At 70.2% G+C, this 22,494-nt stretch carries 20 protein-coding genes and 3 pseudogenes; 12 read left to right on the top strand and 11 right to left on the bottom strand.

Annotated elements, in window-relative coordinates; translation table 11 throughout:
- Window positions 1-65: 65 nt before the first annotated feature.
- Window positions 66-569, top strand: a complete 504-nt coding sequence (locus ACH4K4_RS32100) for a hypothetical protein (protein WP_398172153.1) — start codon at window positions 66-68, stop codon at window positions 567-569.
- A gap of 25 nt (window positions 570-594) precedes the next feature.
- On the opposite strand, the gene ACH4K4_RS32095 is transcribed toward ACH4K4_RS32100, so the two are convergent.
- The 4 genes from ACH4K4_RS32095 to ACH4K4_RS32080 all read right to left on the bottom strand — a co-directional run bounded on the left by ACH4K4_RS32095 (window position 595) and on the right by ACH4K4_RS32080 (window position 6,806).
- A complete protein-coding gene (locus tag ACH4K4_RS32095; protein WP_398172151.1) occupies window positions 595-1,821 on the bottom strand; it encodes a cytochrome P450 in 1,227 nt (408 codons plus the stop codon).
- 61 nt (window positions 1,822-1,882) lie between these two features.
- Window positions 1,883-3,094 (bottom strand): cytochrome P450, encoded by a 1,212-nt coding sequence (locus ACH4K4_RS32090; RefSeq protein ID WP_398172149.1) that lies wholly within the window; start codon window positions 3,092-3,094, stop codon window positions 1,883-1,885.
- Entirely contained in the window at window positions 3,091-6,261 is a 3,171-nt protein-coding gene (locus ACH4K4_RS32085) for an amino acid adenylation domain-containing protein (RefSeq protein ID WP_398172147.1), read from the bottom strand. Before ACH4K4_RS32085 ends, ACH4K4_RS32090 begins: the two co-directional genes overlap by 4 nt.
- Before the next feature lie 56 nt (window positions 6,262-6,317).
- The gene (locus tag ACH4K4_RS32080) at window positions 6,318-6,806 is read right to left on the bottom strand and encodes a pyridoxamine 5'-phosphate oxidase family protein (RefSeq protein ID WP_398172145.1); all 489 of its coding nucleotides are present in this window, start codon (window positions 6,804-6,806) and stop codon (window positions 6,318-6,320) included.
- Between the two features lie 905 nt (window positions 6,807-7,711).
- On the opposite strand from ACH4K4_RS32080, the gene ACH4K4_RS32075 reads away from it, so the two are divergent.
- The 7 genes and pseudogenes from ACH4K4_RS32075 to ACH4K4_RS32045 form a co-directional block, all read left to right on the top strand.
- On the top strand, window positions 7,712-8,374 hold the full coding sequence (locus ACH4K4_RS32075) for an SGNH/GDSL hydrolase family protein (protein WP_398172143.1): 663 nt from the start codon (window positions 7,712-7,714) through the stop codon (window positions 8,372-8,374).
- A 702-nt stretch (window positions 8,375-9,076) separates the two neighbouring features.
- Entirely contained in the window at window positions 9,077-9,223 is a 147-nt protein-coding gene (locus tag ACH4K4_RS32070) for a hypothetical protein (RefSeq protein ID WP_398172141.1), read from the top strand.
- Between the two features lie 142 nt (window positions 9,224-9,365).
- Entirely contained in the window at window positions 9,366-11,105 is a 1,740-nt protein-coding gene (locus tag ACH4K4_RS32065; protein WP_398172139.1) for an asparagine synthase-related protein, read from the top strand.
- On the top strand, window positions 11,083-11,361 hold the full coding sequence (locus ACH4K4_RS32060; protein WP_398172137.1) for a PqqD family protein: 279 nt from the start codon (window positions 11,083-11,085) through the stop codon (window positions 11,359-11,361). Before ACH4K4_RS32065 ends, ACH4K4_RS32060 begins: the two co-directional genes overlap by 23 nt.
- Window positions 11,358-11,852, top strand: coding sequence for a lasso peptide biosynthesis protein (locus tag ACH4K4_RS32055; protein ID WP_398172135.1), 495 nt, complete (start codon window positions 11,358-11,360; stop codon window positions 11,850-11,852). The genes ACH4K4_RS32060 and ACH4K4_RS32055 overlap by 4 nt, the downstream gene beginning before the upstream one ends.
- Window positions 11,849-12,676, top strand: coding sequence for a methyltransferase domain-containing protein (locus ACH4K4_RS32050; protein WP_398172133.1), 828 nt, complete (start codon window positions 11,849-11,851; stop codon window positions 12,674-12,676). Before ACH4K4_RS32055 ends, ACH4K4_RS32050 begins: the two co-directional genes overlap by 4 nt.
- A gap of 104 nt (window positions 12,677-12,780) precedes the next feature.
- Window positions 12,781-13,200 (top strand): annotated as a pseudogene (locus ACH4K4_RS32045) (alanine racemase); the annotation flags it as partial.
- A gap of 148 nt (window positions 13,201-13,348) precedes the next feature.
- On the opposite strand, the gene ACH4K4_RS32040 reads toward ACH4K4_RS32045, so the two are convergent.
- From ACH4K4_RS32040 to ACH4K4_RS32025, 4 genes and pseudogenes are all read right to left on the bottom strand, one after another.
- Window positions 13,349-13,504 (bottom strand): hypothetical protein, encoded by a 156-nt coding sequence (locus ACH4K4_RS32040; RefSeq protein ID WP_398172221.1) that lies wholly within the window; start codon window positions 13,502-13,504, stop codon window positions 13,349-13,351.
- Window positions 13,505-13,509: 5 nt separating this feature from the next.
- Window positions 13,510-13,698 carry a hypothetical protein gene (locus ACH4K4_RS32035; protein WP_398172131.1) on the bottom strand — a complete coding sequence of 63 codons (189 nt, stop codon included), beginning with the start codon at window positions 13,696-13,698 and terminating at the stop codon, window positions 13,510-13,512.
- A gap of 39 nt (window positions 13,699-13,737) precedes the next feature.
- The gene (locus ACH4K4_RS32030; protein WP_398172129.1) at window positions 13,738-14,553 is read right to left on the bottom strand and encodes an RCC1 domain-containing protein; all 816 of its coding nucleotides are present in this window, start codon (window positions 14,551-14,553) and stop codon (window positions 13,738-13,740) included.
- A 102-nt stretch (window positions 14,554-14,655) separates the two neighbouring features.
- Window positions 14,656-15,249 (bottom strand): annotated as a pseudogene (locus ACH4K4_RS32025) (PucR family transcriptional regulator); the annotation flags it as partial.
- 197 nt (window positions 15,250-15,446) lie between these two features.
- On the opposite strand from ACH4K4_RS32025, the pseudogene ACH4K4_RS32020 reads away from it, so the two are divergent.
- A pseudogene (locus ACH4K4_RS32020) lies at window positions 15,447-15,914 on the top strand (DUF4394 domain-containing protein); the annotation flags it as partial.
- Window positions 15,915-16,026: 112 nt separating this feature from the next.
- Here ACH4K4_RS32020 and ACH4K4_RS32015 read toward each other — a convergent pair.
- Window positions 16,027-16,701 carry an SCO2322 family protein gene (locus tag ACH4K4_RS32015; RefSeq protein ID WP_398172127.1) on the bottom strand — a complete coding sequence of 225 codons (675 nt, stop codon included), beginning with the start codon at window positions 16,699-16,701 and terminating at the stop codon, window positions 16,027-16,029.
- A gap of 366 nt (window positions 16,702-17,067) precedes the next feature.
- Between ACH4K4_RS32015 and ACH4K4_RS32010 the strand changes: the two genes are divergently transcribed.
- Window positions 17,068-18,447, top strand: a complete 1,380-nt coding sequence (locus ACH4K4_RS32010; RefSeq protein WP_398172125.1) for a cobyrinate a,c-diamide synthase — start codon at window positions 17,068-17,070, stop codon at window positions 18,445-18,447.
- Window positions 18,444-20,198 carry a nitrilase-related carbon-nitrogen hydrolase gene (locus ACH4K4_RS32005; protein ID WP_398172123.1) on the top strand — a complete coding sequence of 585 codons (1,755 nt, stop codon included), beginning with the start codon at window positions 18,444-18,446 and terminating at the stop codon, window positions 20,196-20,198. The genes ACH4K4_RS32010 and ACH4K4_RS32005 overlap by 4 nt, the downstream gene beginning before the upstream one ends.
- A gap of 110 nt (window positions 20,199-20,308) precedes the next feature.
- Here the strand turns inward: ACH4K4_RS32005 and ACH4K4_RS32000 are convergent, their stop codons facing one another.
- The gene (locus ACH4K4_RS32000) at window positions 20,309-21,196 is read right to left on the bottom strand and encodes an undecaprenyl-diphosphate phosphatase (protein WP_398172121.1); all 888 of its coding nucleotides are present in this window, start codon (window positions 21,194-21,196) and stop codon (window positions 20,309-20,311) included.
- 182 nt (window positions 21,197-21,378) lie between these two features.
- Complete coding sequence (locus ACH4K4_RS31995; protein WP_398172119.1) at window positions 21,379-22,080, bottom strand: TVP38/TMEM64 family protein; 702 nt, start codon at window positions 22,078-22,080, stop codon at window positions 21,379-21,381.
- A 196-nt stretch (window positions 22,081-22,276) separates the two neighbouring features.
- On the opposite strand from ACH4K4_RS31995, the gene ACH4K4_RS31990 reads away from it, so the two are divergent.
- Window positions 22,277-22,477 carry a hypothetical protein gene (locus ACH4K4_RS31990; RefSeq protein WP_398172117.1) on the top strand — a complete coding sequence of 67 codons (201 nt, stop codon included), beginning with the start codon at window positions 22,277-22,279 and terminating at the stop codon, window positions 22,475-22,477.
- Window positions 22,478-22,494: the final 17 nt, after the last annotated feature.

Genomic DNA, 22,494 nt, shown 5'->3' with positions numbered 1-22,494 from the left:
TCAGCGGCTCCGAACTGGGTATCACACAGAAAACCCACCCCCACTTGTGTGCCCCGGAGCCGCAGATGCAGCATGCCCCGCCCGTGCCCGGAGACATCGGTCTCACTCAAATAAGCGGCGATGTAGGCCGCTTGATCCGCATCGGCCAGTGGCTGAACGGCAATGGCTTCGGTGACTATCAGCACGCCTTTCTCGTGCTTCCCGACGGCAAGCTCATCGAAGCCGAACCCGGTGGCGCGGCCATCCGTTCCCTGTCGGTCTACGACGGTGCGAACGTGCTGTACGTGTGTCCGGAAGGACTCACCGACAGGCAGCGCGACGCGGTGTGCGCCGCGGGCCGCCGCTACGAAGGCGTCCCGTACAGCTTCCTCGACTACCTGGCGATCGCCGTCCACCGCCTGCGCCTGCCTTTTCCCGGCGTGCGCCGCTATGTGGCCGCCACCGGCCACATGATCTGTTCCCAACTCGTCGACCAGAGTTACCGCGACGCGGGAATCCACCTGTTCGACGACGGCCGCTGGCCGGGTTACGTCACCCCCATGGCCCTTTACGGCCGCCTGGCGGGCTGACCCGCTCCGACGAGCCCGGCGGGCCTCACCAGGACACAGGTATCCCGGCCGGCATGATGGCCATGCGGTTCGGGTGCCAGGGGACCTCTTCCGGCGGTACGGCCAGCCGGATGCCGGGCAGGCGGTCGAGCAGGACGCGGAAGGCGACGTCGGACTGGCGGCGCACCAGGTGGGCTCCGGGGCAGTGGTGGCGGCCGTAGCCGAAGCGCAGGTGCGGGTTGGGGGAACGGGCGGGGTCGAAGGCCTCCGGGTCGGTGTACGCGGCGGAGTCGTAGTTGGCCGCGTCCAGGGAGAGCAGGATCATCTCGCCCTCCTTGACCCTGGCCGGCCCGAGCTCCGCGTCGGCGGTGACGAAGCGGGGAATCGCGTTGCCCAGGACGACGCTGCACCGCAGCAGCTCTTCCACACACTGCGGCATCGTCTCCGGCCGCTCGCGTACCGCGCTCATGACGTCGGGGCGCTGGAGCAGGTTGAAGGCCGCCACGCCCAGGAAGCCGGCGAAGTCCTCGTAGCCGCTGACGAAGAGGACGGCCAGGATGTTCGACAGCTGCCGTGCCGTCAGCCCCTGGTCGGTGGCGTTGAGGTCGGCGAGGCGGTCCGCGAGGCCGCGTGGCTCGCCGGTGCGGCGGCCGGCCAAGTGCGCCTCCATGTACGCCCGGATCTCTTCCCAGTTGCGGGCGAGGTCCTCATGGCTGGGCGTGACCATGGTCAGATCCAGGTCGGCCCGTACGGCGAGCCAGCTGTGGTCCTCGAAGGGCAGGCCGAGGAGCCTGCACATGCACTGGGCGGCCACCCACTCCGCGAAGCAGCGCTGGAGGTCGCCGGGACTGCCGTCCCTGACCATCGCGTCCAGCCCTTCGCCGGTGACGCCCGCGACCCAGTCGGCGGGCAGTTCGGGCTGGTCACGGCCGAGGGACCGGAGCACTTCGTCACGCAGCCCGGCCTTTTGCAGGTAATTCATGGCGTCGAGCAGTTCGGGCGCGAGGATCGGGGCGTCCTGCCCCGGGCTGTCCGCCTCGGCCAGCACGGAGCGGGCGAAAGCGCGGTCCCGCAGCACGTGCCGGGCCAGCTCGTAACTGGTCACCAGCCACGCCTGCTCACCGGAGTTGGTGCTGACCCGCGCCACGGGGCAGCGGCTGCGCAGCTCGCCGAGTTCGGGGGCGAGCCGGTCGCCCCGCGTGCTGAAGGGGTAGTGGGGGAGGGGCTTGTCGTGGGGGCATTCCTCGGATGCGGGCGCCTGCCATGTGGTCACGTGGTGCGGGCCTCTTTCCTGGGGTCGTCTGGGATGGAGCGCCGGCGGTGCCGGGGCGGGCTCACCAGCGCACGGGAAGCCGGGCCGGTGCGCGCAGCGGAGTGGACTCGTCCCACGGGATGGTCTCCGCCGGGACGGCCAGTTCGATGCCGGGCAGTCGTTCCAGCAGTACCTGGATGGCGATGGCGAGCTGCATACGGGTCAGGTGTCCGCCTGTGCAGGCGTGCGGGCCGTGCCCGAACGCGACGTGAGCGTTGGGCGTCCGGGTCAGGAGGAGGCTGTCGGGCTCGGCGAACGCGTCCGGGTCGCGGTTGGCGGACGCCGGCACGGGGACGACCGCGTCACCGGCGCTGATCCGCTGCCCGTGCAGGGTGAAGTCCTCTGTGGCGACAAGGATGTTGATGGCGTTCATCAGCGGGACGTACCGCAGCAGTTCCTCCACCGCGGTCCCGGTCCGCTCGGGCGCCTCGCGCAGTTCTTTCAGCTGCCCGGGGTGGGTGAGCAGCGCGAGCAGCGCGTTGCCCGTGTGCTGGATGTTGGTCTTGTAGCCGGCCATGAGCATGGTGACCACGAAGCTGACGACGTCGTCCCGGGTGATCTCGCTGCCCGGCCGGCGTGCCTCGGCCAGCAGCAGCCGGATGTAGTCCTCGCCCCCGCCGTCCCGTTCCTTGCGGGCGATGAGTTCGCCGGCGTAATCCTGCAGGGCGTGGAGGGCGGCGAGCACCTCCTCCATGGACAGCCCGGACGCGCCGAGGAGCGCGAGGGTGTGCGGCAGGTAGACGTCGCGGTCCTCGTACGGCAGGCCGACGGTCTCGCACAGCACCCGCAGCGGCAGCGGCTCGGCGTAGGAGGCGACGAGATCCGCCGTACCGCCGTCCGCCCCGGCGACCATCGCGTCGACGAGTTCCCCGGCCATCTCCCGGATGCGCGGCTCCATGAACGCCAGCCGTCGCCGCCCGAACATCGGCAGGACGGCACGGCGTACGCGCTCGTGGTGTGCGCCGGTCATCTCCAGGAAGGTCGGCAGGCACGGCGGCGGGGCGTCGGCCCCCTCGCGGGGCGGCCAGGCCGACAGCAGCGGCCGTACGAGCCGGGGGTCGGCGAACGCGGCGCGCACGTCCTCGTAGCGGCTGAGCAGCCAGCCGGTCTCGCCGTTGGGAAGCCGCGCCTTGACGACGGGCGCCTCGGCACGCAGGCGGGCGTAGGCACACGGCGGCCCGGCGGTACCCAGCTCGGCCTCCGGGACCGGGACGAGGGCTTCGGGGCGGCTCATCCGGTGGGCTCCGTTCCCGTCGTGGCGGCGCGCGGCGCGGCGTGGCCCGGCGCGGGCGCGGGGCGCGCGATGTAGCCGGAGGTGAAGAAGTACTCCAGGTACCGGTCCAGCAGCGCGGAGTCGACCGGGGGGCAGTGCAGCCCGCTGCCCGACAGCGCCTCCTCGGCGTTGCGCCGCCCCAGGACCGGGAAGGTGCCCTTGAGGTACATCTCCTTGACGGACATGTCGGCGTTGCGGCTGCGGTCCACGCACAGCGACACGAACGGCGCCGTGGCGCTCGTCGGATTGGCGGCGACATGCCGGACCAGCTCGCCGACCCATTGGTCGTACGGCAGCGTGCGCAGGGCGAAGCCCGCGGCGCGCATCCGGTCCAGGACGTCCGCCAGCATCGCGGGGCGCGGGTTGGTGAGGTGGTAGACCCGGCCGTCGGCCGGGCGGCGCGTGGCGATGTGCACCACGGACTCGGCGAGGTGGTCTACGGGGACGAAGTCCATCGGCAGCTCGATGTCGGGCGCCAGCCCCGTTTCGGCGATCGTCTTGAACAGCGAGCAGATGGCCGTCTCGGTGTTGCACGCGCCGTGCGTACGGTCCCCCGTCACCTCGTACGGCCGGTACACGGCCACCGGCAGGCCCTGCCCGGCGGCCCGCCGCAGCACGCCCTCGGCGACCCACTTGCTCTCCGCGTAGCCCATGGTGAGGCCGTCGGCGTGGGCCGGCGGCAGGTCCTCGGCCACCTCGCGCACCCCGGCGGTGCCGAATCCGGCGACGACGGCGACGGTCGACACGAAGTGCACCGGCACCCGGCGGGGCGCCGCGATCCGGATGACCTCGCGGGTGCCGTCGACGTTCGCCGGGCGCAACTGCTCGTAGGGGTAGAGGAAGTTGACCCGTGCGCCGTTGTGCACGACCAGGTCCAGGCACCGGGCCAGTTCGCCGGCGTGCCCGGCTTCGAGCCCCAGCCGGGGCTGGGTCAGGTCCCCGGGGAAACACGCCACCCGCCGCCAGTCGGCCTCGTCGAGGTGCAGGCCGTAGCGGGTGAGCGCGGTGCGGATCCGCTGCCGGGCGTGCGCCGGGCTCGTCGCCCGTACGGGGCAGTGGACGCGGGCGTCCGTCGAGTGCAGCAGGCGGTGCAGCAGGAACGCGCCGACGAACCCCGAAGCGCCGGTGAGCAGGACGTCCTTCGGGTCGTGCGGGCGCGGGGCCGGGCCTTCGGCGGGCGGGAGGGCGAAGCCGAGTTCCGTCTCCCGCTCGAAGTCGACCCCGTCCGCCTGCTGCCTGAGGCCGCCGCGTGCCTCGCGTACGGCGGCGGTGAAGCTCTCCAGCGTGGGCGCGGCCAGCAGGGCCCTGATGAGGGCGGAGCCCAGGGCGGCGTCGAGGCCGAGCACGGCGAGGGTACGGGTGACGGCCTCCGAGGCGAGCAGGGAGTCCCCGCCGAGGAGGAAGAAGTCGTCCTGCGGCGCGGGCCGTACACGCAGCACCCGCTGCCACACTTCGGTGAGGACTCCGAGCAGCCCCTCGGCCTTCGGCTCGCCCCCGTCCTGCGCGGCCACCGCGGCGCCTCGGCGGGGCAGCTGCGCGCAGGCCGCGGATTTCAGGCGGGTGCGGTCGACCTTGCCGCCGCTGGTCACCGGGAAGCGGTCCATGGGCACCAGCGCCGGGACGGCCTGCGGCGCCAGCCACTGGGCGCAGTACGCGCGCAGGGCGGACACCGGCAGGGGACGTCCGGGCGCGGCAGCCGTGACATAGGCGGTCAGGGAATCCGCTTCGGCCTCGACGACCGCTTCGCCGACCTCAGGGTGGGCCCGTAACCGGCTCTCCACCTCGTCGAGTTCTATGCGCGCGCCGCGCACCTTGACCTGGCGGTCGAGCCGCCCGCGGTACTCCAGCAGCCCCTCGGCGTGCCGTACGACCCGGTCGCCGGTCCGGTACAGCAGCCCGCCCGGCTCCACCGCAGGCAGCGGCACGAACCGTTCGGCGGTCAGCTTCGGGTCGCCGAGGTAGCCCAGGGCCAGCCCGTCCCCGCCTACGTACAGCTCGCCCTCCTCGCCCGGCGCCGCGACCGAGCCGTCGGTCCGCAGGACGTGGCAGGTGGTGGCGCCGAAGGGGCGGCCCAGGGGGACGTGCGCGGCGTCTTCGGGGAGGGGGCTCAGCACGTGGGCCGTGGAGACCACGGCGTTCTCGGTCGGCCCGTAGAAGTTGACCACCGTGGTGCCGGGGCAGGCCGCGAGGACGGCGTTGGCGAGGCGCGGGTCCATCGCCTCCCCGCCGGCGGAGACGAAGCGCAGCGGGGCCAGTGCCCCGGGCCGGGTCCGGGCGACGAGGTGGAAGACGCTCGTCGTCAGATAGGCCACGGTGACTCCGCCCGCACGGATCAGCCGCTCCAGAGCGGTGGGCGAGAGCAGCTCTTCCCGGTCGGCGATGACCAGGCAGGCGCCGGTGAGCAGCGCGCTCCAGATCTCGATCGTCGAGGCGTCGGAGGACAGGCCGTAGGCGTGCAGCACCCCGTCGCCCGCTGCGGGCGCGGGGAGTTCGGGGTCGGACAGCACCAGGCGGACCACGCCGCGGTGGGATATCGCGACCGGCTTGGGGCGGCCGGTCGTACCGGAGGTGAACACCACGTAGGCGCAGTCGGAGGCGGAGCCGGTACGCGGGGAGCCGTTGCGCGCGTCAGCGGAAGACGGCGGTCCGCCGGCGGGACGGTCGAGGTCGAGGGCGCCGACCTCGACCGTCGCGCGCAGCCCGCGCACCCGGCGCGCGCTGCCCGGTAAGGTGACCGCGGCACGCAGCCCCGCGTCCTCGGCCATGGCCCGTAACCGGGCCGGCGGAAGGTCCTCGTCGAGCGGTACGTACGCACAGCCGGCCTTGAGGATGCCCACCAGCGCCACCAGCGCCTCCAGCGAGCGGTTGCCGCACACTCCGATCAGGTCACCGGGCCGGGCCCCGTGGGCGGCCAGACGTGCCGCCAACGCGTCGGCCTGCGCGTCGAGTTGCCCGTAGGTCACGATGCGCTCCCCGTGCCGGGCCGCCGGGGCGTGCGGCATGGCCGCGGCCTGTGCCTCGAACAGCTCCGGGATACGGCTGTCCCGGGGGTAGCCGGGCGCGAGCGTGCCGGTGGTCCGGCCCGGGAAGCGCGGTAACGGGCGTGACGAAACGTAGGTGTCGGTCATCAAGACTCTCTCGCTCGAACGACTTTCGTGTGGTGCGGGGGTGCGGCGCGGGGCGTTCAGTCCGTACGGACGGCCTCGCCGGCGCCCCCTTCGGCGAAGTCCGCCGCGAAGGCGGCGAAGTCGGCGCTGCGCCAGTGCTGCGGGCGCATCCGGAAGACGACGTCGTCCTTGAGCTGGTCCGAGGTCGCCGCCAGATATCCGCGCGCCTCCTCGGCGTCCAGGTACCGCCGGGCCAGCGCCTCGCGCACGGCAGGGTCCACCGGGTCCTCGACCGCCGTGACGGGCCCCTCGACGCTGACGAACCGGTACGGCCGCCCTTCGTCCTGCACGCAGAGGCTGAACCGCCCGGCGGCGCGCAGGAGCCGGGCCTTGATGGTCTCCCGCCCCGTCTCGACGACGACCTCGCCCCCCGGCTCGTAGCCGAACCAGACCGGCACGATCAGCGGCGCCCGGTCCCCGCCTCTGGAGTCGGTGACGCCCAGGACCCCGACGCGCGGTTCGGCGAGGAATCGCTCACGGTCGTGGCGCGGCATGGCGGGCAGCATGGCGGGCTCCTGTCTCGGGGTCTGCGGCTGAAGTGGTCCTGGCGCGGTGAAGCCACCACGACAACAATCTTGAGAGCGAGGAGATCACTCCCCGACCAAAAGACCGACAAACATACGCTTTGGACGGTTTTGCGAACCGCGCTGTGGCCCTCGTCACGGGCGGCGCGATCTGCGAGCCGCGGCAGCAGGAACTGAAGTCCGGGGACCTGGAGGTCAATCGACCGAGGGAGAGTGGGCCGCCCTCGGCAAGCGGAACGAGGGCGCCGCCTTGGCCCCTGCCGGTAACACCGGACCGCCGGTCGCCCGGCGATCATTTCCGGTCAGGAGCGCGCGGGGCCGTGTCACGGGCGGGCCCGCCGGCCACCGGCGACCACGGGACCACCCCCGTCCCTCTCGTGTGTCGCGGGGACCGGTCCGGGCCAGGGCCGCCGCCGCGTCCAGGCGCCGGCCGGTCTCGTACGCCTCGGCGAAGCGCTCGTCGCCGAGCGCGGCCCCGCGGATCGGTACGGTCGTGGGCGCCGCGCAGACGGGCGCCTCTTCGGCGCCCGGCCGATACGGAGCGTGCCTCGCACCGCGCCGACCAGCTCGCGTGCCCGGGCCGCGGCGGTCATCCCAGCCGCCCGTGCGGTTCCACCGAGCCGCGCGTGCAGGTCGATCAGGCGCAGGTCGATAAAGATCTCGTCGCTGAGGCTGAGCGATCCGAACTCGCCGGCCGGCCGCTGGGCCTTGTTCAGGTCGGCCAGCGCTCCGCCGAGGGGCACATCGGCATGATGGATCTCGACGGTTCGGCGATCCGGGAACCTGAGCCCCCGTCTGTCGTCTGCTGGACCTTCCCTTGTCACCTACTGGTGTTACCTACTGGTTTCCCTTTTCCCCAACCCACACCCACATTTCTAGGAGCACACATGACGATCGCCCTCCGCCCGGGAACCACGGTGATGTTCACCGGCGACTCGATCACCGACAGCCAGCGGCTGGAGAGCGAAGACAGCCTCGGGTTCGGCTATCCGCTGCGCATTGCGGGGGAGTGGGGCTTCCGGCACCCGGACCGGCCCGTGACCTGGCTCAACTCCGGGGTCGGCGGCCACAAGGTGATGGACCTGGAACCCCGGTGGCAGGCGGACGTGCTCGACGCGCGCCCGGACGTGGTGTCGATCCTCGTCGGGGTCAACGACATGAGCTGGCACACCCTGGACCCGAAGGGGTACGTGATTCCCGTGGAGGAATTCCGAGCGGGCTACGACCGCCTGCTCGCGCCCCTCGCCGAGGCGGGCACGGAGCTGATCCTCATCGAGCCGTTCCTCCTGCCGGTCCGCGGCGTCGTCGAAGCCGGTGACGTGCGCGTCGGAGAGGAGGAGCGCAAGGAATGGCGCGCCGACCTGAACCCGAAGATCCAGGCCGTACGGGAACTCGCCGTCGAGTACGGCGCCCAACTCCTCCCCGCCGACCGCATGTTCGCCGAACTCGCCGCGACAACCGCACCGGAACACTGGGCCGAGGACGGCGTGCACCCGACGCCGGCCGGTCATGCCGCACTCGCGGCGGCCTGGCTGCGCCTGGTCGAGTGACCGTGTCGCTGCGGGCCGGGGCTTACGGATGAGGAGGACGCACTCCGACGGCGCACGGGATCGCCGGAGGGGGAGAGGGTTGCGTTCGAGCGCTTTGAGAGGGTGCTGCATAACACGGACAGTGAGACTTCGGCCGGTAATTCCACACCCTCCGGGCGTGATCGTACGAGGCAAAGAATGGCAGGGCGCAAGATGTTTGGCCAAATAGGCATCCTCTATCTTCGTTAGAGAATGCCTGAGTTTGCAGGTCAGCCCATATGCGGCCGTCACCATGAGGAGACTGCGCCAACCTCGTTCCGCCGTCGGCTTCTTGCCGCGCACCATTGACCTACACCCTCCCCCCTGGCCTTCATCGCTCACCTGCCCGCGACGGTTCTCCCGCAGCGAGCGGACGCTGAGCCAGGCGCCCGTGTCCCACCCCTCGGCGAGTGTGCGGCAGGCGCTTGGGGCAGCGGGCAGCGCATGGATTGGGCCATGATCCCCGCCGACCCGTAGGCACGCCGTCTGCGTGTGAGTCTTCCGATGGAGCACCGCTCTGATCGTCTAGGCAGCCTCAGTAACGCTCAGCCGTGTCGGCGTCTGACGCCCCGGTACGGGGTTGTGCGCCGGGGCACGTCCGAATACTCCCTTCCCGGGGCCTGCCGAGGGGACGACCGTAAGGCTGCTGGACCGCTTGTAAGGCGAAACAGCAGGGAGATGACCATGAAGTACGACACCGCTCAGGAAACGCCTGCGAAACGCGTCTATGTCGAGCCTGAGGTCGAAGACCTCGGCAGCGTCGAGGAGTTGACCGCCCACGGCAGCATCCTCCTTCCCGACAACCCGACCCACCGCACTCTGCTCGTCTGAGAACCCGCCTGCTCTTTCCCCACGGCTGTCTTGGAAGGGCTGTGGGGGAGGTGGTTTCGGGACGGACAGCCGGTCCCGCCGGCAGCCGGTCCCGCTGACGGTATGGACGAAAGCCGACACCCATGACCGGAAGGGAACCGCGGTGGAGGACACAGGACGCGTACCGGTGGGGGGCTGGACGGGCTGCTACGGGCACGTCCGCTTCGATGCCGCCGATACGCGTCTCTTCCGCGCCGAGGTGCCCTTCGGGCACCGGCCGAGCCGTCCGGGGGCGAGCCGCCTCGCCGTACAGTGGCGGGCTTCCGGCACACCCGGCATTCCCGCCCCCGCGGACGACGAGTGCCTGCTCCTGACCGGAGTGATCACGGGCCCGGTGACGCGGGAATGGGTGCAGCGCACGGCGAGCGCCCTGAAAGCCGGCCGTTACGCGCACCTGGCGGCCGTCCCCGGCGAACTGGCGGGCTGCCTGGTGACGGAGCGCAAGGTGTACCTCTTCCGCAGCGCCACCAGCAACGAAGGACTGCTCTACCGCAGGGACGGCCCGCTCCTGCGGTGGTCGACCGACCCGTCCGACCTGCTCGACGGGCCGCGGGAGTTCGACCAGGAGACCATCTGGCGCTGCTGCCGCGGCGACATGGTGTTCGTCTACCGCGACATGCAGCCGGTCCTGCCCGGCCAGGTCGTCATCATGGACAGCGACACGACGACCACGGTGGAGTACGACCCCATCGCCCCCCTGGACCTGCCCCGGCGCACCCCGCTGGCGCAATACGCCAGGACGGCCTACGAGTTGATCCTGGAGGCGGTGCGCCCGTACGCCGGCTGCGGCCGCATCGGCATCCTGCTCAGCGGCGGACTGGACTCCAGCGCCGTCCTCACCGCCCTGGTCGAGTGCGGCGCCGACGTGACCGCCTACCACCAGGCCACCGACGATCCCCTCGCCGACGAGTCCGGCTACGCCCGCGAGGTCTGCGAGCACCTGGGCGTGCCGTTCGTGCCCGTCATGATGGACCACGGCGACGGCTACCTGTCCGAGCGCTGGGAGTTCCCGCACCCGTACAACAACATGGCCTTCCGGTGGCTGGAACAGATCGCCGACCGCATACAGCACGACGGCATCACCTTCCTGACGTGGGGCCGCGACGGAGACATGGTCTTCGGCCCCACGCGCTACGGACTCCACGACGTCCTGTACGGAGACCTGAGCCTGCGGGAGAAGGCCGCGCTGAGCCGCGGACTGCTGTGCTCGCGCTGGGAGCTCAGCCGCATCCTGCGCAGCATCGCCCCGTCCTCCTCACTGCTCGACGACTACCTGCCGACCGGTGACAACGCGCGCGCCACCGACTTCCTCACCCCGCGCGCCGGGGTTCCGGACGACCGGTTCGACGACGCCTACTCGGCTCGGGAACACTGCGTGGACCTCACCGTCTGGCGGCCCCGGGGGCTGCAACTGTGCAACCCGCTCGGGACCAAGGACCTGCGCCGTCTGACCGCGCGGATGCCCAACGCCTACCGGCTCCTCCCGTACCAGGGCCGGATGATCACCAAGCCGGTGCTGCGGCTGATCCTCTCCACCCGCCTGCCCGAACGGATCTGGCGCCGCTACGGACGGCTCTGGCTGGATTCACCGCACAAGAACTACGTCCTGGCCCACCGCGAGGTGTTCGCCGACCTCATCGGGCGGCCGGACTCCCACCTCGTACGGATGGGCGTCGTCGATCCGCGGCGGCTCACCGAGGTGCTCAGCGAGCCGATGCTCCTGCGCCGCAACGCCGAACCGCTGCTCAACGCCGCCATGACCGAACTGTTCCTGCGCAGCGACGCCCGGCGCGCGCCCGCCACGGTGAAGGGGAGCACCGATGCCACTCGTGCGACTGGCTGAGCACGCGGTGTTCGACGACACCGACGACGCCGGCGTCATTCTCGACACCCGCGAAGGCGTCTACCTGACCCTGAACTCGACCGCGACCCTGATGCTCCGCGAGGCGCTGCGCCGGGACACCCTGGACGAGGTCGTCCACCACCTGGGCGAACAGATCGACGCCACCACCGAAACCCTGGAGTCCGGGTTCGCCCGTCTCACCAGGCAGCTCCGCGAGCGCACGCTGCTGGCCGGCGAGGAGGGAAACCGCACATGAGCCGGGCCACCACCGCACCCGACTGGGAATTCTTCCTCACCGACATCGAAGGAACGGCCCCCCTGCCGCGGCTGACCGTCCGCCTGCGGACGTATGCGATGGCGCGTACCGCCCGTGCCCTGCTGCTCTACCGCCGGCACGGCTGGAAGACGGCGCACCCCTACCTCAAGCGCCTACGGCCCGGCCCCGGAGCGGCAGCACTGGCCGCCCTCCCAGCCGGCACCGCGATACGCCTGGCCCGACGCGAAATCCTCACCTCCCAGCTGCTCCTTCGCGCGACGATTCCCAACGGCCTCTGTCTGCCGCGCTCCTTCGCACTGGCCACATATCTCTCGGCCCTCGGGCTCCCCGCCCAGGTGACCATCGCCCGGGGACGCACGGTGGCCGTCCCGAGGAACAGCTTCCACTCCTGGACCGAGCTGTACGGGACCGTCCTCAACGACAACCCGGACGTCCAACTCGGCTACACCGTCCTGCAACGCGTCCCATGAGCGCCGAGAGCCCTACGCCCCCGGAGCACTCCGGGCCCGGAACTGGACCCGGGTCCGGGGCCTGGGAACGTTCCTGGCAGTGGTTCGAAGACCATGCGGACCAGTACGAGGAGGCAGTCGTCCAGGCAGCCGATCTCGGCAGCCTGCTCGTGGACCTCGCGGACCCGGCACCGGCGTCCCGTGTGCTGGACGTGGGAGCCGGCAGCGGCGCAGTCACTCGTGCCGCCCTGGCCCGCGGCTGCGTCGTCACCGCTGTCGACGTGGCCCCCGCCATGGTGCGGCGGCTGGCCCGGGACTTCCCGGGCGCCACCGTGTGCCGTATGGACGCGCGCCAACTCGGCTTCGTGGGAGGCTCCTTCGGCACGGTCACCGCCGGCTACCTGCTCGACATCGTCGACGACCCGGGCCGGGTGCTGGGCGAGATCCACCGGGTGCTGGCACCGGGCGGACGCGCCGCCCTGTCGCAGCAGGGCCCGATCCGCGCCTGCTGGCACTGGCTCCGCGAACTGGCCGAGGAGTTCTGGCCCGCGCCGCCCAAGGCCAACAAGGCCGCGACGCCCCGCGACACCACCACCTTGCTGACCGAGGCCGGCTTCGCCGGGATCACCCAGCGGTTGGTCGAGGACCCCCAACCGGTGCCCGGCGCATCCGCCTTGTGGGAGCGGTTGTACGCCCAGGTGGCGGCAGTTGGCATCGAATGGCTGCCACCCGAGCGAGCCGCCGCCTTCCTCCGCCGCTTCATGGCCGGCGCCGAACACATGCAAGCCCACGGCGGCATCGTCCTCCACCGCGATGCGGTCCTCCATCTGTGCAGCGTGCCTTAAAGGTCGTCTCGATTGGCACATGTGGCCTCAGGTGACGGCCCTGTGGTCCTGGTTCGCCGACCTGTCATGATCACCTGGGCGTGTTCCGTGATGGGAGGCGGGAGATGGCGATACCGCTGTGCGATGGGCTGGCTACGCCGGCACTCGTGGTCGATCCGGACGTTCTGGACCGGAACATCTCACAGATGGCTGAGGCTTCGCGGTCTCAAGGGTTCGCTCTGCGCCCGCACGCCAAGAGCCACAAGTGCGCGCAGATCGCCGACCGTCAACTTCGAGCCGGCGCCCGCGGGCTGTCGGTGGCCACCATCAGCGAGGCCGAGGCATTCGCTCGGGCCGGCGTGGACGACCTGTTCATCGCTTACCCTGTGTGGCCCGATGCCGACAAGGCGCAGCGGCTGCGCCGGTTGGCGGACGATGTCGCCCTGAGGGTTGGTGTCGAATCGATCGAAGGCGCGCAGCGGCTGGGCAAGGCCGTGCGCGGCAGCGCCCGGCCGGTCGAGGTGCTGGTCGAGGTCGACAGCGGGAGTCATCGCACCGGAGTACAGCCGCACGCTGCTGGTGAGGTCGGGAAGGCTGCCGCCGACGCGGGACTGGACCAAGCTCACATCGCAGACCGACGCGCCGTCTCGCCGTCGCCGGGGTCTCGGAAGCGGCGCCGTCGGGTGGGAGTGATCAGCCTCCCTGAGACCAAGCGGCGCTCGGCAGCGACAGGTAGACGCCGAAGTCGACGAGCCCGGTTGCTGCGCGGATGCCCGCGTGCAGCGCATCCACGCGCTCTTGGCGGTTGGCTTCCCTGCTGGTGGACCACTTCGACTTGATCTCGATCACCACCGTCAGGCCGCGCGGTCCAGCGGGCTCAGCGGCCGGAAGCGGATCTCGACGTCCCCGGGTCGCAGCTCGCCGTCGTACGGCTCCTCTGGGCACTCCACAGCCAGGGACACCAGGTGAGGCAGCACCGAGCCGAGTTCGCGTAGCTGGGGCTCGGGCACCGTGGGCGCATAGGTCACTTCGACAAGCGGCATCCTCAACACTCTAGACGAAGACCAGGCAAAACTGGCAGCTCAGCCCCTGTCGGCATTGTTCCCCGCGGTCACGACTGTGCCGTTGGCGCGCAGGCCAAGGGTGTGCGTGGAACCGGCCGCCACGGCGATGATGCCGCGCCAGTCGGCGACTTCACACTGTCCGTAGCTGTTGTCTCCCGTTGCAAGCGCCCGCCCGGACGCAGTGAAGCCGCTGGTGTGATAGCTGCCCGCGTCGAGCGCCACCACTTCTTCCCACTCATCGACCTCGCACGCCCCGGTTGTCCGGTCTCCGGTCGCCACTGCCCGCCCGTCGGCTCCGAGGCCGACGGTGTGGAGGTATCCGGCCGCGATGGCGGCGAGGCCGCGCCACCTTTCAACCGCGCACTGACCTCGTCGGTTGTTACCCGCGGCCAGTGCACAACCGTCCGCCCGGACGCCGACCGAGTGCCAGTCGCCGCACGAGAGGGCGACCATCTCGCGCCAGGACTGTACGTCGCACTGGCCTTCCGAACCCCGGCCGGTCGCCAGTACGCGGCCATTCTCCAGTAGCCCGAGCGTGCGGCGCCAACCCGCGGCCACGGCTGTGACTCCTCGCCACCCGGCGACATCGCATTGCCCATCACCGTTCCAGCCCGTTGCCAGCACCGTGCCGTCCGACCGGAGTCCCACCGTATGAGACCTGCCCGTGTTCGACGCGGTATGGACGTTGCCGGCTGCCACCGCGACCACGTCTTCCCATCGCTCGACACGGCATTCATCGGCTGCGGTATCGCCCACGGCGAAAACCGTTCCGTTCCAGCGCCGCCCGACCGAATGACGCCTTCCGGCCGCCAGCCCCGACGGATGAGCGAGCATCCCGCCTCCTTGTGCCGGCGCGAGTTCGCGACATGAGATCCACCCTACGGCTCAGCGCCACGCTCAGGCAGGCGCCGGGTGACGGCCGCGCTGAGTGCAGGCGTCGACGCACGGCACGTCCGCGGCGGCCAGTTCGACGAACACGTCGGCCAGGGTATGCGGCCGGAGCCGGGCGGACGCCGGGCGCAGCGGGGCCGCCCGGCTGATGCGCCGGGCTCGGGCGAGGGCTTCGGGCAGTTCGGGCGGCGCTGCGGTGGCGGTGCCGACCGCGCAGGGCCGGCCGAGGGCCCGGGCGAAGTCCCGTACGAGCTCGGGCAAGTGGGCGGGGACGAGCCAGTAATCCGGCAGTTCCATCTCGACGGCCGAGGCGAGTTCCACCGATAGGGAATCTCCGTTCAACAGTGACCTGGTCAACAGGGCGACCTGCTCGGCATACCGCGTCCGGCGGCGCAGTACCCGTACGAATCCCTGGCAGTAGGCGCCGATTCCCCATTCGCCCTGCGTGACGAACCAGACCATCATGCGCATGATTTCCTCGACACCACCGCCGCGCTGGGCCTCGGTCGCCTCGTTGATCTCGCGCAGCATGAGCGCGGTGTGCAGCCGCAGGACCCGCTGCCGTGCGTCGAGCGACATTCCCGCCCCGGCCAGCAGCTCGCCCATCGATGCGATGTGGAAGAGGTCGTCTGCGGTCAACCGAGGCACCGGGATTTCTCCGCCGGGCGCCGCACCATGGCGTTCGCCCACATGGGAGGGATGCTCCGATGAAAGCAGGCACGAGAAAGAGAACCATGTCGGTGGTTGCGGTCGTGGCCACCGCGGCGGCGCTCGTGTTCGGCACGCCGGGTACCGGTTCGGCCGCGCCCGTCGCCCCCAGCCTGCAGGCGTTCGGCGACCGGCTCCGCGTGATCAGCGAAACCGGCCAGAAGCTGCGACACAACCTCAACGACCACACGACCATCCAGGACCAGAACCTCAACACCCCGCCGATCGAGGGCTCGACCAAGGGCGTCACCGCCGCCGCGTACACAAACAACGACCTCAACGGGGCCACCGGGACCCCCCTGGCCGACATCAACACGACCAGCGACCAGGTCGTCCTACAGTCCCCGGCCAACAACGGCACACTCGTCCCGACCGGCAGCCTCGGCAACAACGCTGGCCTCAACGCGGGCATGGACATCTACAGCACCCTGTCCAACGGGAAGACGGTCGACAACACCGCCTTCGCCTCCCTCACCCCGAACGGCGCAGGCACCCCGTCCCTTTACAGCATCAACATCTTCACCGGCCAGGCCACCGCCATTGCCCAGTTCCCGCTGAACATCACCGACCTGGCCGTCACCCTCACCGGCACCTGACCCTGCCGACCAGTCCGCGCCGCGGCTCATTCACCACCGGACCGCGGCGCGCCACCGCTCACACGACAGACCGGCTCCGGCCGGTGCTCGGCCTTCCGGGGCCGAGGTACGTTCACGAGGTGTTGCGGCGGCGCCGGGCCTGCCACGCGGCCGCGCCGACCAGGGCGACGACGATGCCACCTCCGAGCAGCAGCCCCACGGACGGACCGCCGCCTGAACCGCTGCCGCTGCGAGGGCTATCGCTGCCGCTCGCGCGTTCGGAGCTGTCGGTCACGGCTTCGCCGCAGCCGCGCCGCGGATAGCCAGCGATGGCGCACAGCAACCCCGAGGTTTCGTACCGCAGTGGTGGCGCGGCCTTGGCCAGTGCCTCCGCGGTGGTGGCTTGCGGCGGCAACTGCACGCAGTGCGAACGTACCGACGGGGGCTTCTCCCCGGCCGGGGCGTCCTGTGCCGTGCCGAAGTCCAGGACCAAGGCGATCCGCTTGGTGCCTGTCTTCGTCGGGGTGGAGGCGCAGATCGCCTCGAAGTCGGCGGGAGCACGGGGGGCGACCGACTCTTTCGTTTCCGCTCGGAAAACGGCGAAGCGCAGCCCTTCCACAGCGCCGTCGGCCGGGCGGTAGGTACCCGGGCCTTCGGCTGTGGTGCGCCAGATGCCGTTGTCTCCGTGCCGGAGCGACCAGTACCGGTAGTCGTAGGCGTGGGCGGGTGCTGCGGCGGTCAGCGCGAGGGTCCCTGCGGTGACTGTTGTGGCCAGGCTGTAAGTGATGGGTCTGACGCTGCGTTTCACGGTGTCTTTCGCCTGCCTGCTGCGGACTGCTGCGGAGTGCTACGGACTGAAGGGGATTACGGCGGATCTCCTGGTGCTTGCTGGAATGGAGTGTATGCAGCCGGCCGCACACCGGTGACCCGGTATTCCGCACCATGACTCTGGTGGATCGCGTCGCCGGCGGCCGGGGGAGGAGTGCCGACGAGAGAACCGTCCGGGCCATCACCGCCTACGGCAAAGGACGCCTGCCGAGGCGCTTTTGACAGTGCCGGCCCGGAACCTGGCTGTACGCTGCGTCACTCCACTGAAGATCCGGCTTGTTCTGGAGGGGCAGCAGTGAAGAACACGGCCAGCACCGATCCCGCACCGCGGTCGCGGCCCGCATTCGTGGTCGCCGCGACGCACAGCAGCGCAGGCAAGACGACCGTTACGGCCATTCTGCTGCGCCTCTTGCGTGAACGCGGGCTGAAGGTACAAGCGTTCAAGATCGGCCCTGACTTCATCGACCCCGGATATCACCGGGAGATCACCGGACGCCCCTCGATCAATCTGGACCTGTGGATGATGGGGGCCGAAGGAGTGCGCGCTTCTTTCAGCCGCTGGTCCGCGGAGGCGGATGTGTGCGTGATCGAGGCCATGGGCGGGCTGTACGACGGAGAGAACGGCACGGAGAAGGGGAGCGCGGCGCACATCGCCAAGCTCCTCGGCCTTCCGGTCGTGGTCGTCATGGACGTATGGGGAATGACGCGCACGTCCGGAGCCGTGCTCGGCGGCCTGATGGCCTTCGACCCGGAGGTCCGGATCGCGGCATGCGTCCTGAACCAGGTGGGCAGCCGCACCCACGCCGAGATGGTACTCACCGCGCTGCCGGGCCATCTGCGAGAGCTCGTGGCCGGCTGGGTCGAGCGCAGCGAGCACCTGCGTGTCGACGAGCGGCACCTCGGGCTGACCACGGTCGAAGAGAACCCGACCGCCGCCGCGGAACGCGCTGCCGCACAGGTCGCTTCCGGCCGCACGGTGGATGTGAACCGGCTGCTGGCAACCACCCGCACCGCACTGCCCCACCCCCGCGGAACATCCGCACACCATCCGCCACGCGGAACCGGCCCCGGTGCGTCCCACGTACGACTGGCGGTGGCCCGTGACGCCGCGTTCTGTTTCTACTACGAGGAGAACCTGCGTGCGCTGGAGGAGGCCGGGTTCACGTTGGTGCCGTTCCGGCCCACCGTCGATTCCCGGCTGCCGGACGACACTGACGCGGTCTACCTCGGTGGCGGCTACCCGGAGAGTTTCACCGCCGAGCTGACTGCCAACCGCTCACTGGCGCACGAGCTGAGAACGCGCGCCGGGCACGGAATGCCGATCTACGCGGAGTGCGGCGGGATGATGTACCTCGCCCGGTCGCTGACCGGATTCGACGGAAAAGCCGCGACCATGACCGGTATCCTCCCGATCGACGTGATGATGGACCGTCAATACCTCGCCATCCACTACGTCGATGTGCGTACACAGGCGCCGTCTCCGCTCGGCGAAGCGGGGCAGCGAGCCCGCGGTCAGGAGTTTCACCAGTCCCGTATCACCACTGCCGAGATGGAGCCGAATCTGTACGAGGTGACCACGAGCACGGGTGAACGCCGCCGTGCGGGCTTCCTGCTCGACAACGTAGCGGCCAGCTACATCCATCTCCATTTCAGCATGCACCCGGAAATTCCGCGCAACTTCCTGAGTGCTGCTCTGAGGTACTCGAAGAAGGTGCCCGCCGTATGAGATCGGAGACATCCTTGAAGCGGATTCCGCTGTTCCGTCGCCACCGGCTCCGGTCGGTCGTGATGGCGGCTGTCCTGGCAGGGCTGATTCCCCTGCTGCCGGGCCACGAGCCCACGAGTGCCGCCGCAGCGAACGAATCACCGGCATCCAAGTCCCTCAAGACCGCGGCGATTCACTTCGCCCCGGAGGAAGGGAAGGTGGAGAACAACCGCGCCAAGATGGTCGAGCTGGCCAACCAGGCAGCCGGCAAGGGCGCCAAGCTCGTCGTGCTGCCGGAGATGGCCACCAGCGGCTACTCCTTCTTCAGCCGTGCCGAGATGTCAAAGGCCGCGGAGCAGGTCCCCGGAAAGACGACCGACGCGCTCGGCGCTGTCGCCAGACGGCATCACGCCTACATAGCGTTCGGCATGCCCGTCTACGAGCCGGACACGAACCGGTACTACAACTCGGCCGTGCTTCTCGGCCCGGACGGCAGGGTCCGCGGCGTCTACCACAAGCGCAATCACCTGATCGAATCCTCGTACAACGCCTCCGGCTTCGAACCGATCCCGACCTTCGACACCGAATACGGCAGGATGGCGTTGGTCATCTGCTCCGACATGTTCAACTCCCAGTTCCCCAGAGCGGCCGCGGTGCAGGGAGCGGACATCTTGATCGCGCCCGCCAACGTCGGGATCGACACCGACTTCGTTCGTGTCCGGACATTCGAGAACGACTTCGCCATGATTGTCGCGAACCGCTGGGGCAAGGGCACCAAGGGAAGCAAGCCCGAGGCGTTCACGCAGAACACCTTCACCGTGCCGTCGCCATTCCCCTACGACTTCGATTTCGGGTCACGCAGCGTCATCATGACCCATGACGGCAAGGTCCTCGCGGACGTGAGCGGCCAGTCCGATCAGATCGGCTACGGCGAGGTTCCCGTGCGTACGTCACGGACCTTCCCGGTGGAGCGCAAACCCGCGATGTACTCCCTGATGGGCCAGGACTCCCTGGAGCCGTATACACAAAAGCAGTTCCACCAGCCTGACCCGACCACCTTCACCGCCGCCGCTGTCGACCCCGGCCCCAGCACGACACCCTGGCAGGCAGCCCTCGACGCCGCGGCCAAGGCCACATCCCAGGCCGAGTCATCCGGCAAGAAGCTGCGCCTGATCGTCTTCCCGGCCAACTACTTCCCCGGCTCCGACACGGCGGGCCTCGCGAAGCTCAAGTCGTTCGCCACGGCAAACGGGACCGACCTGCTCATCCACTACCCGGCCACCGGTACCGAGGTGCCCAAGAGCACCCTGATCGCCTCGACGGGGCAGTCCTACGACTACAAGCGCACCCACCACAAGCGCGGCGAAACGCTCCCCGAGGACCGGCTGTCGAACGACTACCTCGTCATCGACCGCGACTACGCCAGGCTCGCCCTCATGCAGGACGTCGACATGATGCCGCCCGAAACCGCCCAGGTCCTCGCCCGCATGGGAGTCGACGTCGTCGCGATGAACACCGACTGGCGTGACCCGGTCCGCAGCGCCCTCTGGAAGAGCCGTACCGGCGACTACCTGCACATCGTCACAGCCAACAAGTCCGGTCCGGAGGGCGTCTACCTCGGTGGCTACAAGGCGGACCCCAGCTTCACCGAGGGCGAGGGCATCGTGATCCGCGACATCACCACCGGCGACGTCCGCGCCAAGCCCTCGGCCCGGTTCTTCGACCCCACCACCATCCTCAAGCCGTGCCAGGAAGAAGCGCACACCTGCTAGTCAGGCTCGACCGTCGGTCGGGTTGGTGTCGCGGAGGCGGCATGCCGCCTCCGCGGCCATCAGGCCGAAGTAGCAGAAACGCATAGTGCACGGCCCCCGAACCGCCCCCCTCACTCCGCCGATTCCCCCGCGTGCGGGCTCAGTACCCCGGCGCCCACCAGGGCGAACAGGACGATGCCCAGCAGGATCCGGTAGATGACGAAGGGCATGAAGCTCTTCGTAGTAATAAAGCGCATGAACCATGCGATAACGGCGTATCCCACCACGAAAGCGATCACCGTGGCGAAGATGGTCGGGCCCCAGGAGACGTGGCTGGCGGTGGCGTCGCTGCCGAAGGCGTCCTTGAGTTCGTAGACGCCGGAGGCCAGTACGGCGGGGATGGCCAGGAGGAAGGAGTAGCGGGCGGCGGATTCGCGGGTGTAGCCCATCAGGAGGCCGCCGCTGATGGTGGCGCCGGAGCGGGAGACGCCGGGGATCAGGGCCATGGCCTGGCAGACGCCGTACAGCAGGCCGTCCTTGACGTTCAGGTCGGTCAGGGACTTGCGCTGTTTGACGGCGCGGTGGCGGCCGCCGGACTCGTCGCGGGCGGCGAGGCGGTCCGCGAAGCCGAGCACGACGCCCATGACGATCAGGGTGGTCGCGATCAGGCGCAGGTCGCGGAAGGGGCCTTCGATGGCGTCCTTGAGGGTGATGCCCAGGACGCCGATCGGGATCGAGCCGACGATGACCAGCCAGCCCATCTTGGCGTCGTGGTCGTGCCGCAGGTCGCGGTTGAAGAGGGAGCGTGCCCAGGTTCCGACGATCCGGGCGATGTCCTTGCGGAAGTAGATCAGTACGGCGGCCTCGGTGCCGATCTGCGTGATGGCGGTGAAGGCCGCGCCGGGGTCGTGCCAGCCCGCGAACGCCGCGGTCAGGCGCAGGTGCGCGCTGGAGGAGATGGGCAGGAACTCGGTCAACCCTTGGACCAGGCCGAGGATGAAGGATTCAAACCAATGCATCGAAACTACGCTATCCAGAGGGTGATCAAGCGCTTACCGGCACGGATGCGTGGCAGGCGGCACGAGGGACGGACAGGACAGGAGTGCGTGCGGGCGGTCGGCGGGATCGGTGACCGGCTGAGGGGCAGCGTAGCGCCCGAAGGTGTCCGAGCGGCCAAAGGGCTCTTTCCGGGCGTCCTCGGTCAACGTCCCCGGAGTGCGGCACGCTTGCGCCAGGCCACGAGCACCGCGGCCAGGCCGGAGAGCGCGATGAAGCCCGTGGAGATGAGGAAGGCGGGCGAGGTGGGCGTCGAGGCGCGGGCCCCGGCGATGACGTACGCGGCGGTGTTGGGCACGCTGCCCAGGGTGGTGGCCAGCAGGAACGCGCCCCAGCCCATGCGGGAGACCGCGGCGCAGTAGTTGGTGGCGCAGAACGGCAGGCCGGGGAAGAGCCGGATCGCCATCATGGAGCGGAAGCCGTGTTCGCTCAGCTGCCGGTCGGCGGCGGTCAGCCAGCGGGCGCGCAGCAGGGGACGCAGCGCGTCCTGGCCCAGCAGGCGGCCGAGTCCGAAGGCCAGGCCCGCGCCGAGGACCGTACCGGCCAGGGCGGACAGGAAGCCGGGCAGGCTGCCGAAGATCGCGCCGGCGGCGAGGTTCAGGACGGGGCGCGGGACGAAGGCGGTGGTGCACACCCCGTACGCCAGTCCGAAGATGACCACGGCGCCGCTGCCGGCCCACTCGGGCGGCCAGCCGTGGGCCAGCAGCCGCTGCGGCTGCCAGACGACCACCGCGACCGCGGAGCCGGCGAGCAGGACGAGGAGTACGGCGAGTCGTGCCCAGGGGGAGAAGAGCACACGCGTGCAGCGCGCGGCGAGGCCGTCGGGCGTTGCGGCGGGTTCGAGCATCCCGGGAGCGTAACCGACAAGCGTGGCGAGAAGGTGTATTCATGATCGCCCGGAGCCGAACCGGGAGGGACGCGGGACGGGGCGCACGGCGGAGGAGCGGGGCGGACGCCGGGCAGGTGGCGGGCGGGGGCGTGCCAACTCGCGGTCGTGGATAAATCGTTCGACGCGGCACGGGTCCGCACGAGATCCTTGGGCCATGACCAGGCAGCCGTACCTCGCGCTCACGTCCGCAGTCGCGGACGCGCCGAGGGCTGCCGTGGACTCGATCGCCGCCCTCGTCGCGGCCCTTGTCACGGCCCTCGGGGCCGACGCCGCGCCCGGCACCGCCGCGGCCCCGGCCGCACCCGCAGCCCCGGCAGGCACCGCCGTCCCCGCGACCGACGGCGCGCGAAGCTGACCCTCTCCGGATCGACC

This window comes from Streptomyces sp. NPDC017529 (assembly GCF_044329785.1).
In the GTDB taxonomy this organism is placed as follows: domain Bacteria; phylum Actinomycetota; class Actinomycetes; order Streptomycetales; family Streptomycetaceae; genus Streptomyces.
The sequence above is the reverse complement of the archived record's forward strand: the minus strand, read 5'-3'. Positions and strand labels throughout refer to the sequence as shown.